This is a genomic window from Haloarcula sp. H-GB5, from assembly GCF_054850705.1.
The window spans coordinates 1-14619 of the sequence record NZ_JBTWBG010000014.1 but is presented as its reverse complement, the minus strand read 5'-3'; the positions used below and the strand labels follow the sequence as shown (position 1 = coordinate 14619).

At 55.5% G+C, this 14619-nt stretch carries 22 protein-coding genes; 3 read left to right on the top strand and 19 right to left on the bottom strand.

What is annotated here, in order from left to right:
* Nucleotides 1–283: 283 nt before the first annotated feature.
* Nucleotides 284–664, bottom strand: coding sequence for a hypothetical protein (locus ACYJ11_RS21050; protein ID WP_461649346.1), 381 nt, complete (start codon nt 662–664; stop codon nt 284–286).
* Nucleotides 661–1491, bottom strand: a complete 831-nt coding sequence (locus ACYJ11_RS21045) for a ParA family protein (protein ID WP_461649345.1) — start codon at nt 1489–1491, stop codon at nt 661–663. The genes ACYJ11_RS21050 and ACYJ11_RS21045 overlap by 4 nt, the downstream gene beginning before the upstream one ends.
* Before the next feature lie 266 nt (nt 1492–1757).
* Here ACYJ11_RS21045 and ACYJ11_RS21040 point away from each other — a divergent pair, with 266 nt between their 5' ends.
* Both ACYJ11_RS21040 and ACYJ11_RS21035 read left to right on the top strand, forming a co-directional pair.
* Nucleotides 1758–2783 (top strand): tyrosine-type recombinase/integrase, encoded by a 1026-nt coding sequence (locus tag ACYJ11_RS21040; protein ID WP_461649344.1) that lies wholly within the window; start codon nt 1758–1760, stop codon nt 2781–2783.
* Between the two features lie 221 nt (nt 2784–3004).
* Nucleotides 3005–5368: a DEAD/DEAH box helicase gene (locus tag ACYJ11_RS21035; RefSeq protein ID WP_461649343.1), complete on the top strand. Its 2364-nt coding sequence runs from the start codon at nt 3005–3007 to the stop codon at nt 5366–5368.
* 193 nt (nt 5369–5561) lie between these two features.
* Here the strand turns inward: ACYJ11_RS21035 and ACYJ11_RS21030 are convergent, their stop codons facing one another.
* The 7 genes from ACYJ11_RS21030 to ACYJ11_RS21000 all read right to left on the bottom strand — a co-directional run bounded on the left by ACYJ11_RS21030 (nt 5562) and on the right by ACYJ11_RS21000 (nt 8634).
* A complete protein-coding gene (locus tag ACYJ11_RS21030) occupies nt 5562–5825 on the bottom strand; it encodes a hypothetical protein (RefSeq protein WP_461649342.1) in 264 nt (87 codons plus the stop codon).
* The gene (locus ACYJ11_RS21025) at nt 5822–6109 is read right to left on the bottom strand and encodes a PadR family transcriptional regulator (RefSeq protein WP_461649341.1); all 288 of its coding nucleotides are present in this window, start codon (nt 6107–6109) and stop codon (nt 5822–5824) included. Before ACYJ11_RS21025 ends, ACYJ11_RS21030 begins: the two co-directional genes overlap by 4 nt.
* Before the next feature lie 127 nt (nt 6110–6236).
* On the bottom strand, nt 6237–6500 hold the full coding sequence (locus ACYJ11_RS21020) for a DUF7389 domain-containing protein (RefSeq protein WP_151147787.1): 264 nt from the start codon (nt 6498–6500) through the stop codon (nt 6237–6239).
* 63 nt (nt 6501–6563) lie between these two features.
* The gene (locus tag ACYJ11_RS21015; RefSeq protein WP_461649340.1) at nt 6564–7388 is read right to left on the bottom strand and encodes an N-6 DNA methylase; all 825 of its coding nucleotides are present in this window, start codon (nt 7386–7388) and stop codon (nt 6564–6566) included.
* Between the two features lie 115 nt (nt 7389–7503).
* Nucleotides 7504–7788 carry a type II toxin-antitoxin system RelE family toxin gene (locus ACYJ11_RS21010; protein WP_050007922.1) on the bottom strand — a complete coding sequence of 95 codons (285 nt, stop codon included), beginning with the start codon at nt 7786–7788 and terminating at the stop codon, nt 7504–7506.
* Entirely contained in the window at nt 7781–8062 is a 282-nt protein-coding gene (locus ACYJ11_RS21005) for a ribbon-helix-helix domain-containing protein (RefSeq protein ID WP_050007921.1), read from the bottom strand. The genes ACYJ11_RS21010 and ACYJ11_RS21005 overlap by 8 nt, the downstream gene beginning before the upstream one ends.
* A gap of 131 nt (nt 8063–8193) precedes the next feature.
* Complete coding sequence (locus ACYJ11_RS21000; RefSeq protein ID WP_461649339.1) at nt 8194–8634, bottom strand: hypothetical protein; 441 nt, start codon at nt 8632–8634, stop codon at nt 8194–8196.
* 106 nt (nt 8635–8740) lie between these two features.
* On the opposite strand from ACYJ11_RS21000, the gene ACYJ11_RS20995 reads away from it, so the two are divergent.
* Nucleotides 8741–9109: a hypothetical protein gene (locus ACYJ11_RS20995; RefSeq protein WP_461649338.1), complete on the top strand. Its 369-nt coding sequence runs from the start codon at nt 8741–8743 to the stop codon at nt 9107–9109.
* Nucleotides 9110–9117: 8 nt separating this feature from the next.
* Here ACYJ11_RS20995 and ACYJ11_RS20990 read toward each other — a convergent pair whose 3' ends face one another.
* The 10 genes from ACYJ11_RS20990 to ACYJ11_RS20945 form a co-directional block, all read right to left on the bottom strand.
* On the bottom strand, nt 9118–9504 hold the full coding sequence (locus ACYJ11_RS20990; protein WP_461649337.1) for a hypothetical protein: 387 nt from the start codon (nt 9502–9504) through the stop codon (nt 9118–9120).
* 75 nt (nt 9505–9579) lie between these two features.
* Nucleotides 9580–10479, bottom strand: coding sequence for a transcription initiation factor IIB (locus ACYJ11_RS20985; RefSeq protein ID WP_461649347.1), 900 nt, complete (start codon nt 10477–10479; stop codon nt 9580–9582).
* Between the two features lie 57 nt (nt 10480–10536).
* The gene (locus ACYJ11_RS20980) at nt 10537–11223 is read right to left on the bottom strand and encodes a hypothetical protein (RefSeq protein WP_461649336.1); all 687 of its coding nucleotides are present in this window, start codon (nt 11221–11223) and stop codon (nt 10537–10539) included.
* 840 nt (nt 11224–12063) lie between these two features.
* Complete coding sequence (locus tag ACYJ11_RS20975) at nt 12064–12279, bottom strand: hypothetical protein (protein WP_121578377.1); 216 nt, start codon at nt 12277–12279, stop codon at nt 12064–12066.
* Complete coding sequence (locus ACYJ11_RS20970) at nt 12272–12475, bottom strand: hypothetical protein (protein WP_461649335.1); 204 nt, start codon at nt 12473–12475, stop codon at nt 12272–12274. Before ACYJ11_RS20970 ends, ACYJ11_RS20975 begins: the two co-directional genes overlap by 8 nt.
* A gap of 57 nt (nt 12476–12532) precedes the next feature.
* A complete protein-coding gene (locus ACYJ11_RS20965) occupies nt 12533–12763 on the bottom strand; it encodes a hypothetical protein (RefSeq protein WP_461649334.1) in 231 nt (76 codons plus the stop codon).
* On the bottom strand, nt 12760–12966 hold the full coding sequence (locus ACYJ11_RS20960) for a hypothetical protein (RefSeq protein WP_461649333.1): 207 nt from the start codon (nt 12964–12966) through the stop codon (nt 12760–12762). The genes ACYJ11_RS20965 and ACYJ11_RS20960 overlap by 4 nt, the downstream gene beginning before the upstream one ends.
* A complete protein-coding gene (locus tag ACYJ11_RS20955) occupies nt 12957–13271 on the bottom strand; it encodes a hypothetical protein (RefSeq protein ID WP_461649332.1) in 315 nt (104 codons plus the stop codon). Before ACYJ11_RS20955 ends, ACYJ11_RS20960 begins: the two co-directional genes overlap by 10 nt.
* Nucleotides 13268–13558 (bottom strand): hypothetical protein, encoded by a 291-nt coding sequence (locus ACYJ11_RS20950; RefSeq protein ID WP_461649331.1) that lies wholly within the window; start codon nt 13556–13558, stop codon nt 13268–13270. Before ACYJ11_RS20950 ends, ACYJ11_RS20955 begins: the two co-directional genes overlap by 4 nt.
* Nucleotides 13559–14004: 446 nt before the next feature.
* Complete coding sequence (locus tag ACYJ11_RS20945) at nt 14005–14535, bottom strand: hypothetical protein (RefSeq protein ID WP_461649330.1); 531 nt, start codon at nt 14533–14535, stop codon at nt 14005–14007.
* Between the last annotated feature and the right edge of the window lie 84 nt (nt 14536–14619).

Sequence of the window (14619 nt, the reverse complement as noted above, 5' to 3'; positions counted from 1 at the left end):
GGACGAAATGGCTGAGAAAGGGCTTATCAAGAAAATGGATAAGAACGGACGAGGAAACAAGTATCGACTGACAAGGCGTGGCGTGCGAGACCTCCAAGGCCATCGAGAGTGGGAAAATAAGTATCTGGCTCCGATTGACGAACTTTCTGTGTAGTGACTTTGAAAGAAGTACACACCATATTTCGGGGAAAACAGCCCTACGCTGGACTGACCGACGCAGCGTGCAGACAATACGCAAACGCAAACGCAAACGCAAACGCAAACAAAAACATTAACGAAAATATTAGGCCTGCTCGACGGCGCGTGCCTTCTTTGCTTCCAGCAGTTCGTCCCACAGTTCCGGTGCCGCTTCTTGCAGTCCCACGCGAGCCGCTAACCGAAGCAACTCGCTCTTCGTTGAATCGTCGACGTCTCGGCCTGCAGCGTCGGCCAACGTCTCGACAGCAGCATCCAGATCATCGTCGCGCTCAACGAGCGCACCAAACAGTGCAGCCAGTGACTCGTCACGAATTGCGAGTGTCTTCCGGTCGCCGTCGTCGATGGCCTCTAACTGCTCTTGGATGTCCTCAGATAGTTCGCCCTGCTGTTCGTTAGCTGCGGCATCAGTCCGACGTCCCTTCTGAGTCTGTGCTTTCAATTCCTCAATATCTTCTTCGTTGCTCATAGTTCCTCCAATAGTGCTTCGCTGTTCTTTCGATACGATTCGGCCGCTCGTTCGGCTGTGACCGATAGCTCGTCATCTGCATACGCAAGGATTGTTTCACCGTTTCGCTGGCTGTTCCTGATATCCTGTGACTTCGGTACCGCCGCTGGCGCGACTAGCCCGCTCCAATCGTCATCAAGTTCTTCTAGAAGCTCCTCAGCAAGATTGGTTCTAGTGTCGACGCGATTTGGAACAATCATCGCCATCTTGATGTCCTTCTCGAAGTTCGCACTCAGCTCTTCAATGTCGTCGTCGAGCATTCCTATCTGTTGGCGCTCGAACTCGCCAAGTTCGACCGGTACAACGACGCGCTCAGTTGCCCACAGACCGTTCAGTGTCACGTTGTTCGTGAGCCCAGGGAGGTCAACCAGTACAATGTCGTATCCCAGCGGTTCGATGTCTTCGTCAAGAAACGACTCCAGCATCTGGTATCGCTTTGGCACCGGAACACTCGCGAGGTCGTCATCCACTTGATCGAGGCCGACGTGGGCCGGGATCAGGTCTGGGCCTTCCTCGGTCGGGACGATCATATCCTCGGCTGCGTTCGGGAGCTTCTCTTTGACCATTGACCAGTCGTCGCTGAGAACCGTCGCGATGTTCGGCCAGCGTTCGTCGGCCTCTGGCAAGTCAGTCCAGACGCCGAAGTGTTTTGCGAGGTCGCCCTGTTTCCCAGCAAGGTCAATCAGTAGCACATCCAAGTCGTGCTCAGACAACGCGACGCCGAAGTGTGCTGTCGATGTCGTCTTGCCGACGCCGCCTTTGTCGAGAAATACACTTACAGTTTTCATTTTCGTCACCGTATACGCAATCGTTTGCGGAGGCGCAAACATAATAGTTCTGCTGATAGAAGAAAGCTCAGGAAGTTATACGGGAAAATAATGCTGTTCTATAGTTGAGCGAGATTGATATAGCCACATAGACTTTATCAGACACAGAAAGCCCGAATATTCACACACAGAGTGTCTGAAACGTCGATATTCTGGTTTTGTAGATAGGTTTGTATTATAATAGTAAGCACCACCAGTTTTACCCGGACCGCCGCTGTACGGGAAGCATGGATCGGCTTCCGCCTGCATACGACGCTACTCCCGGGGGTGATGCCCTCGAAGAAGCCATCGAGAAACGACTAGTCGATATCGACTCCGGGCGCTACCAAACGAACGTCGCCAGCGTGCTGCGGAAGTTCGCAGCTTGGTCCCGGGACCAGCACGGTATCTCCAGTCCCGAGGATATCGACGACGACCTTTGTCGGCAGTACGCTCGTGACCTCGCCCGGGCCGACGACAGAGACGATATCTCACCAGAAACCGCCCGACGCTACTTCGCCTACGTCCGCTCGTTTCTGACGTGGGCCGTCTACGAGAGTCTGATTCCGACGAACCCAGCCAAGACCAACCACGCCGAAGGCCCGCTGCCAACCGACGAGACTGAAACAGACCAGCAGTACTGGACGACACGCGACCGCGATGCTATTTGCGCTACTGCGACCGCCCGCGTCGACGACGCCGGCGAAAGCGATGACGTCGACCGCACGGCGGCCTACCGCGACCAAGCACTCGTCTTCCTCCTCGCCTACTCCGGTGCGCGTAGTGCAGAACTGGTCGCTGTTTCTGATGATGAAGAACGGAACGGCCTGCGGTGGCGTCACGTCGATTTAGAGGCTGGTACAATGCAAGTATTCGGCAAGAACCGTTCCCGCGAGTCTGCGCCGATCCTCGACGATGCACTTCGCCCGCTTCGGCGCTGGAAGCAACTTCGAGAACCTGACGAGAATGAGGCCGTGTTCCCCAGACTCGACAACGCTGCGAAAGCGCTTGATCCCACGCCGTCGATCACCACGCAGTCGGCCCGGGATATCCTTGCCAAACTCTGCGAGTGGTCCGACTACGAGTTCGAGGAGCCACTGAAGCCACACGGTGCCCGCCGTGGCCTCGGGCGGGAGATCTATCGTGAGAATCCACAGCTGGCGCAAGATGTACTCCGTCACAAATCAATCGAAACGACCCATGAGGGGTACGCTCAGGAGGCCGCAAAGCGGACACGCGATGAAGCGAACGATATCATCGGCGATGGGCAATAAAGCCGCGACATACTTCGCGGAAGACAGCACTTGACATCATTGTTATCCTGTTTCGAAATAAATAGTTTTTCAGGAGCGGGTAGCCCAACAGGCCGGGTAAGTACTGACACAGATGGGTGTTATTTTGAATATGCACAGGCATCAGTACTGCAGTATGGTTCGATGTACGAATCGGGATAGTATTTTTATCAGACGGCATGTATTATTATCACAATTCATCAATGGTCGATATTCCAGATAGTCTCTCCCAGCTTGATGCTGAGCGGGTTGAATCATTACTTCAAAAGAAAGGATTTGACTCGATAAACAAGACACAAGCGGCGTTTCTTGAGGCAGGCGGGATGGATAAGGAGAATACCCTTCTCTGTGCAGAGACTGGAAATGGGAAGACGTTCTGTGCTGAGACTGTAGTCCAGCGGGCACTTGACAACGGGAAGTCGGTTGCGTATCTCGTCCCAAGTGTCTCGCTCACGAACGGGAAGTATGAATCCATCAACGAGTGGCTTGACGGGGAATATACCCTCGCGAATGCGACGTGGGGTGAGACAGCCGGTTATCAGCATGCCGATGTGATCGTTGCAACCTTCGACTCATATTATGAGGCAGCGATTCGCGGTGTCGGCCTCGGTATTGATACGCTCATTTTTGATGATTTCCATGAGATTTACTCAGACTTCCGTGGGGATACCATTGAAAAATGCCTGACCATTGCCCGGCAGAACGGGGTCGAGATCTTTGCTAATAGTGCGACGGTCGGGAATCCTGATGAAATTGCTCGCTGGTTAGAGTCCGATCTTATCATCAGCCCTGCGAAACGAAGCGTTCCGATCGTCGAAAGGCCGGTAATGAAAGATGATTCACGGAAATCCTATGGCGAGTTCATCGGCGATCTGATCATGGATAATCGAGAGGTCGGCCCGTTTATGATATTCAATTTCTCGACATCGAATGCACAGACTCGGGCTCTGCGGATCAAAGACAACTGTCGGTTCGAGCGACCGGATACGGATTATCGAGAAAAGGTTGAGGCCGCAATTGATACTGTTCTCACCAGTACCCACTATGATTTAATCAACTGTCTGGAGAATGGGGTCGCTTTCCACTACGCCGGGCTCGAGAAATCTATCAAAGAACTCGTGGAAAAAGGAGTAAAAAACGGCGATATCAAGTGTATTTCCTGTACAACTACTCTCGCATACGGATTTGACTCGCCTATACAGTCGGTTATTGTTGCCGACCTCGCTCGCTTTGGGCAATTCATTGGGAAGTACGAGTACATACAATGGATCGGTCGTGCTGGTCGGGGTGGAGATATGGATGAGGCATATGCCTACCCCATCTACACCGACGAAGAGGCTGAAGAATACTTCGAGTTTGGAACACCAATCGAAGAGAAATCGCTTGAATCTATTGGGTCACACTTCGGGCCTGTACCTGACGACTTTCCGGGCGATGAATACATTTCAAACGCGGAGAACGCTGACACCAATCTCCGCTGGCTGCTGATTGAACTTGTTGTCAGTGGATGGAATACACTCGATAAACTGATCGAATTTGTTTCAATGACGCTGTACGGGTTCTATCAGGCCGCGTCGATATCGGCGACTCCGGCTCTCGATACTGATGAGGTCACCCAGAAGGTCATTCAGTTCACGAAGGAGCTTGATGAGAAAGGCTTCATCAACTATCGGTCGGACAACCAGATCACGCCAACCGGACTTGGAGAGGCTGTTTTCGAATATGACCATTCGACCCGTCTTGAGGCCACACCAGACGCACTCAAGGGAGTTGTCAAGATGCTCGAAAACTACCACCCAATTTCGCCTGAGCGACTGGTCAAAGAGTTTGCGATGGTCTCATACACATGTGATCTCAGTGAATCGCCGGATACCGATAACCCGCTGTGGGAGTTGCTAGAGAGACACGGCTATGAACGGTCCGACTCATCAATGACCGCGGCCGTAATGACGTGGCTCTGGTGTCAGGGTATCAATGCCGATTTAATCGAAGCCCGGGCAGAGATCGACGTGGCGCATCTCTCAACAACTGCTAACAATCTCTCTGAAGCGATCCGGGCAATTGGTGAGTTGTACGCTGCGACTCAATATCAAGAACCAACGTGGGTTGAGACGTTCGCTCAGCAACTTACGGATGGTGTCACCGCGAAGGATCTCCATCTGACGTCCTACAATGGGGTCGCTCGTGGGCGAGTGATGGCACTCGAAGATCAGATTCAGACTGCATGGTCAGGATTAGATGAGGATACGCTGCCAGGCCACGCCGCAACAATTGAAAAACTGGCTTTCCAACAAAAGCGGGTTCCATCAACGTTTGAGGAGAATATCGTTCGGGGTGCCGATCACATCTCGACTACGACGGCACCGACCGTTGTCGAAGCTGTTGAAGACTGGGTAGCCGGCGACTCCGGAGAACGAACTCAGCCGCCGATTGCCGAATCTGGTCGTAACTTCCTTAATTTCGGGAATTCGTCTGGGACAATCGATATGCCGCAGACTGCGGGTGAGTCTACTGAGTCAGGTTCTCGTGATACGACACGTAGAACGTCGCTTGATGACTTTATATAACCAGCGTGTCATAGAATACGTCTCACACCCTCTACCTGACAATCATACACCCTTCAATTCGAACTTAGTCCCGTGGTTTCGCTATTCGCCGATTCTGTTCAAGCTAGAGACCGTGAATTATGCCTGTTGAGATCTATTGTAGGACAGGATCCTCTATACTGGGCATAGCCCCGAAATACTCTGAAAGAGCAGACTAGTTTGGATTGTCATCGCCCGCCGACTGTGTGTCATTAACTACAGGTTTTGGCCAGCAGTCATTGCAATGTTCCATCTCCTCGCGATCACCACGGATGGTTTCGCCGTCTGGAAAGTCTTCCAATCTGGTGCCACACTCTGTGAATTGCCCCTTGTGACCCTGTTCATCGTATTTTGAGACGACCACGTGAATCACGTTCTCGATCTCGACTGCGGCGTGGCCATTCAGAGTCGGATCAAAATCAGGCGCGTTGACAGTCATCCAGAAAGCTCACCCGCTCTGTATTGTTGTTCCCACTCGTTTCGAGCAGCTATCTCTCGTTCGCCACGTCGCGTGATTGAGTAGATGTTGGTCCGTCTGTCTTTTTGTGCCTTCTCAACGAGCCCTTTGTCGACAAGTGTGTCAAGGTTCGGGTATAGCCTCCCGTGATGGATTTCTCCCTCGTAGTATTCCTCCATCTCCTCTTTGATCGCGAGGCCATGTGGGCCGTCTAGACCGCACACCACGTACAGTAAATCACGCTGAAAACCGGTGAGGTCAAACATCTCAGGATAACTAACAACTTTGCGCCATTAAGTTTACTGAAATTGACCAAAATCCAGACGCATTGATGGCTAGGACCGGTCTCGAAAGCGGCTGAAATCTGATGTTAAATGGTTGTCAATCCCCGTCTTACTCGCCTGCCTCGTCTTCCCCTGGCTGAACATCCCGAAGCCGGCCACCGATCTCCTGCTCGTACTCTTCCAAGAGCTTGTAGAACTCTGCAATCGTCTCCGCAGCAGTCTCACCCTTCGACTTGATGGTCACTCTGTCTTGATCGCGAGTGTCAGTGCCTCGATCCAACCGTGCTTCCATACTGCATCCAAAGTCCGTTCGTTCGACCTTTTCGACTGAGTCTGGAGCCGTGTCTGGCTCTACATCTGGTTCACTTGACATGGGTCTTCTCGGGACGCTCTCACTGGAACGCCCCGCACCCGACTGGGGCACACAAAACAGCCGTCAATCGCTGCCCTCGAACGCATCCAGACTGGCCTGCTCACTTGGGACAGACGTCGCAACAGGAGATGCTTGGTCTTCCGCGCCCGTGTCTGCCCCCTGCGTTGGACTGGGCTGGTTCTCCGCCTCGACCGTGTTCTCGAAGGCGTCGGTCACCCACTCGTGAAGCTCCTCGACCTCCTCGTCGTCTAGCTCGCGAACGCTCCCACCCAGCGAAGAGTACGACGTCTGCCACGCTCGCTGGAACTCGACAGTCAGCGAGTCGCCCTGGATAACGTAGGCATCCAGATTCAGGAAACAGCAGTTCAGCGCCGTCATTCGGGCACACAGTGGGTCCTTATCTTGCCCGACAAACAGCGCGTCTGGCTGCTTTCGACCGGCGACCAGCAGTGTTCGACCGCTCCCACAGGCCGGGTCAAGGACCGTCTGTCTATCATCGGTATCACTCTCGTCTCCGACGCCGGCGATCTCGGCCATCGTCTCGCAAACAGAGTGGGGCGTGAAGTGCTGGCCGAACGCATCGCTGGACATCCCGTATTCCTCGTAGACAGCACCCAGAACGTCGGCGTCGGTAGCCGCCATCCGTTCTTGGAGCTGGCCGAACGCCTTGGCGAAGAGGTCGACCGAGCGCTGTCCGTCTGGATGGTCCATATCGCCACGCTCGCGATAGTCGTCGACAATCTCTAGATACGGATCGTCTCGGTCCTGCAGTGCGAACAGCATGAGGTTGACCCAGTCTCTGAAGACCGTGTGCGCGCTGTGTCCGCGCTGGCGAATTTGCTCAAGCGTTGCACCAATCTCGTCGACGTCGATCTGTGGCGAAGCCATGCTCTCTCAGCCACCAGAGAGTCACAAAATCTGGCCTGCTGGAGAGCGTCACTCTGAGAGTTCTACTTGCCAAGTGATCGGGTCAAGATAGGGACCGAGTGAATATAGAGTCTGTTCAGTCGTCGTCAGCCGTATATGCGCCACCACGGCGTTTGATCCGGGCGACAACAAGCAACTGTTCTTCTTGCCGAAACGTCACGGAGAGACGGAACTGTCCGATTCGAATTTTCTTGTGTGGGCTGTTCTGAAGTGGTTCGCCGTACTCTGGCGGGTCGCGCCACGGCGAGGTGACGATCTCAGTGAGTTTATCGAGGATTCGGTCCTGTACCTCTGGTGAGAGTGAGTTAAGATCATCCTGTGCCGTGGAAGAGAGTTCCCACGTCCACTCGTCATCACTCATCGCTTGTTCCAAACCTCTCACGCGCTTCTTCGGCGTCCATCGTTTTTCCTTCACGACTTTCTTCCTCAGCAGCGAGGAGTGCGATAAGTTCGTCGCGGTCGAACGTCGGGAACTCCACAGCATCTCGGAGTGTGTAACGAATAAACTCGCTCCGGCTGTTGAAACCGCGTCCTTGCCACGTCTTGTCGATTTCGTCGAGGAATGACTCTGTGGCTTTGAAATTCACTGTGACGATTTTATCCTCCTCGTCTCCTCCTGTGGTTGCTTCAGACATACGTTCGTAATACGTTTGTAGTACTATTAATCATTTTGCCGGGTTCATACTGAACACATCGATACGTCTACACGCATACTGAGCGGTCGTTTCAATTGCTTTCACGGATGAAGAGCCCGTATTCACAACAGCTACGACGAGTCGTACAGGTCTTCGACCAAGCGTCGGTAGTAGTCCTGACTGGAGTCTGGAACAGGATCAGCCCCCTCTATGTCCTTCGCGATGATACTGGCGAACTGCTTGGGTGGCTTCCAACTATCGTCAATTTCGCGGGCTTCGGACTCTTTCAGGACTGCATACTCACCGTCGGCGGTGACGTACAGAACCCGAAGCCCCGGCTTCTCGCTCAGCGGGCCCCTGAGTAGCTTCCCTGTTCGTGTATTCACCAGCCACTCAAGTAAGAGCCCAGCCCGACACTGGATTGCGTACAACTGCACTTCGTTCTCCTCGGGAGATTCTGTGCGACCGTTGTCGGCCCACGATTGGGGTAGCGACCGATTGTCAGTCTCATCTTTCCAGCGCCACTTCAACTTTTTCGGCCCGGTAGTCCCTCGTCGGTATCCACTACTCATTGTTGGATTCTCTCAGCCACTAGAGAAACACAAAATCCGCTCTGTGTCGCCTCTATAGCAACTTTTTTGCTGTTTGAGGGTATATGTGTTAGTACGAGGACTCATCATGAAAACAGCCGAGTCCCCCACCACGACCAGCGAGTATTCGGCCACAGACCAGTGGATATCCCGCCAGCCCAGTGGGACCCGTGATCTTGACTTCCAGCAGATCCGACAGCGTCGGTCAGCAACGTGGAACGCCGCCCTCGATGCCAGTGTCGACGTAACGAAGGGCGGTCGCCCGGACCTGTTTCTCGTCTCCGTCGACGACAACTGTCCTGTGAACTGCTCGCTGGCCGAGCATCCCAACGGGACCTACGCCGGCTGGTGCAGCTGCGAAGTCTTCCAGGCGACGACCGTCTGCCCGCATCTCTGTGTTCTCCGTCAGCACGCTGCCCTCGGCGATCTCGACCTGCCAATGCGGAACCAGACCTGAAGCACAACTCAGTCGTCGCCCATCGAGATATCAGCCAGCGGTTGGATATCGACGCGCCCAGTCCGATCGTGGTCAAGACACTGGCACAGTCGTTCTCGAACCGTCGCCTGCGAACACGGCTCGACACCAACGCCTAACCGCGGATCGTCTCGAATCTGGACGTACTCTGCGTCGACGTCCAACGGCGTGTGCTCGACCCGACACCAGATTGTCGTCGCTCCGGCTTGGTCTAGATCAGTCACGTACCGAGCAGCCACCGCTTCGTGGCGAAGTTCGACAAGGACTCGTTCGACAAACGATGCGACCTTCGTCGGCGACCGTGGCGCTGGGACCGACGCAAGAACAGTCTCAGAGTCGTGCTGTGCTGCCGATTCGGGAGTATCAGTAACTGACATACGTCTCTCTCAGGACGTGCTTGCTGGCTCGCCCTGCACCCCACCGGGGCACACAAAACAGGCCGTCGCGAGCGGTCACGCAACGATATGCTCCTCGATCTCTTGGAACCACTGCCGGGCCGTCGTAATATGCACATCCAGCGGCTCGCAGATCGTCGCCTGCGTGAGCCGGATGTCTGACTCTTTTCCGGCAAGATACAGAGCGCCGGCTGCGACACCGTCTGGTCGTCCGTTGACCTCCGCTGACTCGGTCGCCTGCTCTGCGAGTTCGAGCGCTCGCTGACGAATCTCCGGCGCAACGTTGAATGGAAGGTCCGAACAAATCCGCGCCACCCAGTCCACCGGGAGCGACACTGGGATTGGGAGATCGAGTTCCACCAAGAACGTCCGGTAGCAGTTCCAGATATGGGAGTCGGAACACCGGGCAACGTCGGCTACCGTCTCCATCGTCACGAGGCCGTTGCATCGGCAGGCAGCGTACACAGCGGCCGCTGCACCGCCCTCGATTGAGCGCCCGATTAGGAGGTCTTTGTCCTGGGCTTCCCGGAAGAGCGTGGATGCCTGCTGTTTCACCGCTTTGGTTTCAGACAGCGCACTCGCAATGCGTCGGATTTCACCGAGTCCATGGGCAAGATTCCGGTAGCGCTTGCTATCGAACTTTGCCCGACCGTGAAGCCACCGCTGGCGAGCAAGCCGGTGACGCCGTCTCGGAGAAATATCTGCGCTATCAACTCGCCCGATATTCGTCGACAGACCTCGGTCGTGGCGAGTGGCCGTCCGCGGAGCACCCGTCCTCTTCTGTTCCTCCTTGTCGTACGTCCGCCACGCTGGCCTGCGGTCGATCTGCTCTTCCTCTGTCACCAGGCCACAATTCTCGCAGTGCGTTTCTCGCCCGCTGCTATCGAGCGTGCCGCCACACTCGGGACAACTCGGCGTGGCTGTGGACAATTCTGTCTGGACAGTTTGCGAAGATATATTCCGAGACATCCTCTCACCTGACCGGAGGGTCAGAAAACACACTGCGGCCCCCGGTTAGGCGTCTGGCAGTTTTCCATCCGGTCGGGGGACTCGGTCGGCTTCAATCTCGATCTCGACCCGGCGACGGTGCTTGCATCGCTCGGCCTCATCGGGACAACTGCACGTCTCCTCAAGCACATCCACCTCGTACCGGCTATCCGACGCTGAGTGAACCTCGTATCGACCGGGCTTTGCGAGGAAGGAAACGTCGATATCTTCCTGCTTCGCTCGTTTCGTGCGTGGTTCATCCTCAGAAGAGACAGCCAAGGGGTCCTCGTTGGGGTCCGTGACGCCGCCGTCGTCGAACCGAACCTGCATGACTCCGCCGTCAGCGACTGCTTTGCGGGGTTCGCCGTCGACGTGCAATCCGAACTGGTCGTCGAGAGCGTCGTCGTCCACCCACTGCGGGATAGGGCGCTCGCCGGTGGCGAAGGCGACTCGCTTCTGGTGCTTGCACTCCTCGCCGGGGTTGAACTGTTTCCACTTGCACTCACAACTCCCTGTTCGAGTGTCGACAAGGTACTCTGAGCCGGACCCAGAGTTGACCAGGAAGAGATCGTCGGCGTTTCGTGCCCGACCAATCGAGTCTAACACGGTCATCACTTCGGTCAGCGCCCGAACGGTACAGCTGTTCGGGCCAGCCTCCTCTAGTTCACTCTCGTCGATGCTGCCGGCGTCGCTACGGGATTCTGTGGTAGCCATGAATAACAGGCGGCACGCCCTCTGTGGGACGCCCCTCACCACGCTGGGGCGCAGAAAATTCGGGGACTAGAGTCTGTGCAAGCGTAATTCTATTCTCGGACAGGAGTGGTCAGTACAGCAGAGGTAGTTGTCGAGATACACGCAGGGGTTTGCAAACCACAAACAGTATGTGTGATTCTTTCAGCTACTTATATAATGGAACGAGAACGCCTTGGCCGCGGGCTCTTACTGGTCCTTCTTGGACTCGGCGGTATTTTATTTATCTTCAGTATTACCAGTGACCGACCAATCGGTGCCATGTTTGGCGTGTTGGTCGTGTTCGCAGGAATAACGTGTTACCGACTATCCGACCAGTTGTTTGATACGGGCTCCCTCACGTTCGACCCTGCAGACACTCAAGTGTTGACGGCCAATCTCCTGCAACTCGGGCTAGTCCTCCTTTGTTTCGCTCTCGTCACTTATCTCTTCAGTGACCTCGAGCTACTCATAGAGGCAGTTCGGACAGGCCTTCAACCGCCGACCGTGCCGGTATATCTCGGTTCTGTTATCGGACTCGCGCTCGGCGGAGGGATGGCCTATCTCACTTTCCGATGGGAACGACTTCAAGACGCGAGCCGATCGGTTCAGGGCCGAATGGTTGGCTTCTCCGCTACGTTTGGCACGTACTTCCTGTTACTCCCCACTCATCCGGAAGCTGCACTCGTCTATGCCACAGCCTATACGCTCAGTCGCCTCCTTGTCCTCTTTGGGATGAGGTCGCTATCGAAACGGTAAGTTCGCACACTTACTGAACAGGGTTGTAGCCAGCACCATGGTCAAGGAAACTGCCTTCCCACCCGGTCAGAGTTCGGTCGCCTGCATCTGCTCGTGTGCGTCGGGATTGACAACCGGGATGACGCCCTCGATCTCGTCTTTGCCGTACTCCTCACGAATCAGGTCGTGGATATCGTTCGCGAGAGCAACGGCTTCGTCTTGCTTGTTGGAACTCGCCTCGTTTTCGGGAAAATCTGCTGGCCCGACGCCCTCAACGACGATGAACAGCTGGTCGTCACTCATTTTCGACCTCCTCAACAAGCAGCGTCGTTTCTGGCAGGTCGTCGCGAGAGGTCGACAGGAACTCGGAGGTCTCCAGCGTTTCCTTGACTAAATCGACCAGTTCCTCCGTGACATCGCCAAAGTGAACGATGGCGTCAGGATCAAGGTAGTTGTCGTACTGCTGTGCAGCCGTTTCGTCTGTCTTGTTCTTACTCATGATCGGTATGCGGTGCGCCCTCTGTGGGACGCACCTCACCCCGCTGGGGCACAGAAATCACACGACGGCTTGCTCCTCAGCATCCGATTCATCGCGACGGATCTCGCGTGCCCGCTCTCGGAGGCGAGACTGCACTGGCGTCCGGTTCTGGTGCTGGTTTTCGTATGCGAGATACTGCTGGACCGTCTCCATTGAGTGCATACAGTTGATGCCAGCGACGATTGGCTGGAGATGGTCGGCGTCCAGCAACCGCTCTGGCGGGAGTTTGTCGAGAATTGGGTCGCTCATGCATCTCCCTCCCGGAAGTCATCGAGTGTCGTCTTGCGCCTGTACCGACAGTCGGGATAGTGAGCCAGAAGCGTCTCGTCGACGGCGTCCCAGAAGCCGATTTTGTGTGGCGCAACCGACTGCCAGAACCGGGCGCGTGCCAGTGCTGCTGCAACTCGGTGGCGTTCCTCGCGACGCCACTGCTCGCGCTCAATCATCGCCATGCCGACGCTCCCTCCGGTCTGTCTGCCATGTACGAGCTGGCAAGCTCCAGCCCAGCATCGAGTGATCGTCGCGTCCCGACCAGTTTGGTTGCCCGTTCGAGCGTCCAGCCAGCATCGCTCCGTTTGAGCAAGACTGTGGCTCCAGTGTCGGGGATGTGCCAGCCGATCGTGTCGTTGCCAGCGGCGAGAAATTCCCACTCACCCACAGCAGCCTCCTGTGCTGCGCTCTGTGTGTCAATCAGCACATCCGAGCGTGGGCCACCAGCGCCGAAATCACCCAACGTGGCCGTTCCTGCTGCGTTCATGCAGCGACCTCCCGCCGGTCCCAACCGGCGAGTTCGGCTTCGATGGCGCTGATGATACTTGTGATCTGTTCCTCTAGCGTGTCTGCCTGCTCGCCGTCGACGTCCAGGAGCGAGCGAAGTTCGAGTATGTCTGGAAGGTCAATGCTGTCTGAGCGCCGGGCCACCGCACGGAGGACAACTGCTTGAACATCGGCGCTGCCGGACTGCCCTCGAACAGTCGTCGCGATGGACTCGACGAACTTTGGGATGGTTCGCTGCGACAGGTCTTCCGAACGACGGCAAGACATATTTCGAGACATCCTCTCACCCGCCAGAGGAACACAAAATTAGGACCCGTTGCCGCTGTGGATAGGATTTTTTACTTACTGCGTTGGCTGCAATACCTGCTCAATAAAACTGCGAACTTATCAGTCTGAATCTTGCTTACGGTTAACCAGCAGTACAGGAACAGTCACTAGCATTGCAAGCAACAGACCGGCACCAATGATAAGGAAAAACACGTCTGATACCCCCTCTGTTGTCACGTAATCATACGACAAGGCAACTGCCGTGACTACAGAAACCCCGATGAACAGTAGTTGGCGAAACTCCGAAGACCAGCCCATAGAGGGGACATTCATATTACGTAGTAGAACATCTACAGGCAAATACATATTGGTGATGATTTGTTAGTACACCACCTGTACTGCTCATTAGCGGACCAGACCTACCGGTTTCGTGGAACTACCGCCGGCTACCCAATCCACCCGCCAATCTCGACCTGTTCACTGTCTGCCGGAGCATCCTCTGCTGTCTTCGCAACTGCGTCAAACGGTGGTTCAACGAGACACGGCGCTCCGTCGTCGTATGTCCGGTCAGGACGTTTCACACAGTCGACCGGCAGGATAGGGCTACATTCACTACAAGAGTGCGTTGCCCCGTCGAAGCCGTTGATACTCACCGACCAGGAGATGATACTTGCGAGCCGATACGTCTCCGCTGCTGGCCGGCGAGTACTGGCAGACCGGCAGCCGACAGCCCCACAGACATCGCAGGTGACGAGATAGTCCCGATCTGCCTCGTGGAAGAGCGAAGCGGCCTGCTCGACGTTGTCGCGGTCCTGAAGCGCACACTCCCGGCAAATCGTGAATCGGAACACGCCGTCTTCTCGGTCGACCTCGTTGGGCCACCGGACGTAGGTGTACGCCTCGCCGGAGATATCGGCTGTCCTGTCTCCACAGAACCGACAGCACTCAGCCGTTGCCTCGGGCTGGACGTCGGTCACTGAGACCACCGTGCAAGTGTTGACTGATCGCGAGCAGTGTCCACGGGGCAGAGAAACCGCCATTTATACCGTTCACGAATCGGT

What these genes read in the sequence shown, in the direction of transcription:
- ACYJ11_RS20975 (WP_121578377.1), bottom strand. Translation starts at nt 12,279, where the DNA reads ATGAGTGACGACCAGCTGTTCATCGTCGTTGAGGGCGTCGGGCCAGCA.
- ACYJ11_RS21015 (WP_461649340.1), bottom strand. Translation starts at nt 7,388, where the DNA reads ATGGCTTCGCCACAGATCGACGTCGACGAGATTGGTGCAACGCTTGAG.
- ACYJ11_RS21030 (WP_461649342.1), bottom strand. Translation starts at nt 5,825, where the DNA reads ATGACTGTCAACGCGCCTGATTTTGATCCGACTCTGAATGGCCACGCC.
- ACYJ11_RS21035 (WP_461649343.1), top strand. Translation starts at nt 3,005, where the DNA reads ATGGTCGATATTCCAGATAGTCTCTCCCAGCTTGATGCTGAGCGGGTT.
- ACYJ11_RS21020 (WP_151147787.1), bottom strand. Translation starts at nt 6,500, where the DNA reads ATGTCAAGTGAACCAGATGTAGAGCCAGACACGGCTCCAGACTCAGTC.
- ACYJ11_RS21025 (WP_461649341.1), bottom strand. Translation starts at nt 6,109, where the DNA reads ATGTTTGACCTCACCGGTTTTCAGCGTGATTTACTGTACGTGGTGTGC.
- ACYJ11_RS20990 (WP_461649337.1), bottom strand. Translation starts at nt 9,504, where the DNA reads ATGTCAGTTACTGATACTCCCGAATCGGCAGCACAGCACGACTCTGAG.
- ACYJ11_RS21050 (WP_461649346.1), bottom strand. Translation starts at nt 664, where the DNA reads ATGAGCAACGAAGAAGATATTGAGGAATTGAAAGCACAGACTCAGAAG.
- ACYJ11_RS20970 (WP_461649335.1), bottom strand. Translation starts at nt 12,475, where the DNA reads ATGAGTAAGAACAAGACAGACGAAACGGCTGCACAGCAGTACGACAAC.
- ACYJ11_RS20995 (WP_461649338.1), top strand. Translation starts at nt 8,741, where the DNA reads ATGAAAACAGCCGAGTCCCCCACCACGACCAGCGAGTATTCGGCCACA.
- ACYJ11_RS20960 (WP_461649333.1), bottom strand. Translation starts at nt 12,966, where the DNA reads ATGGCGATGATTGAGCGCGAGCAGTGGCGTCGCGAGGAACGCCACCGA.
- ACYJ11_RS20950 (WP_461649331.1), bottom strand. Translation starts at nt 13,558, where the DNA reads ATGTCTTGCCGTCGTTCGGAAGACCTGTCGCAGCGAACCATCCCAAAG.
- ACYJ11_RS20955 (WP_461649332.1), bottom strand. Translation starts at nt 13,271, where the DNA reads ATGAACGCAGCAGGAACGGCCACGTTGGGTGATTTCGGCGCTGGTGGC.
- ACYJ11_RS21005 (WP_050007921.1), bottom strand. Translation starts at nt 8,062, where the DNA reads ATGTCTGAAGCAACCACAGGAGGAGACGAGGAGGATAAAATCGTCACA.
- ACYJ11_RS21040 (WP_461649344.1), top strand. Translation starts at nt 1,758, where the DNA reads ATGGATCGGCTTCCGCCTGCATACGACGCTACTCCCGGGGGTGATGCC.
- ACYJ11_RS21045 (WP_461649345.1), bottom strand. Translation starts at nt 1,491, where the DNA reads ATGAAAACTGTAAGTGTATTTCTCGACAAAGGCGGCGTCGGCAAGACG.
- ACYJ11_RS20965 (WP_461649334.1), bottom strand. Translation starts at nt 12,763, where the DNA reads ATGAGCGACCCAATTCTCGACAAACTCCCGCCAGAGCGGTTGCTGGAC.
- ACYJ11_RS21010 (WP_050007922.1), bottom strand. Translation starts at nt 7,788, where the DNA reads ATGAGTGATGACGAGTGGACGTGGGAACTCTCTTCCACGGCACAGGAT.
- ACYJ11_RS21000 (WP_461649339.1), bottom strand. Translation starts at nt 8,634, where the DNA reads ATGAGTAGTGGATACCGACGAGGGACTACCGGGCCGAAAAAGTTGAAG.
- ACYJ11_RS20980 (WP_461649336.1), bottom strand. Translation starts at nt 11,223, where the DNA reads ATGGCTACCACAGAATCCCGTAGCGACGCCGGCAGCATCGACGAGAGT.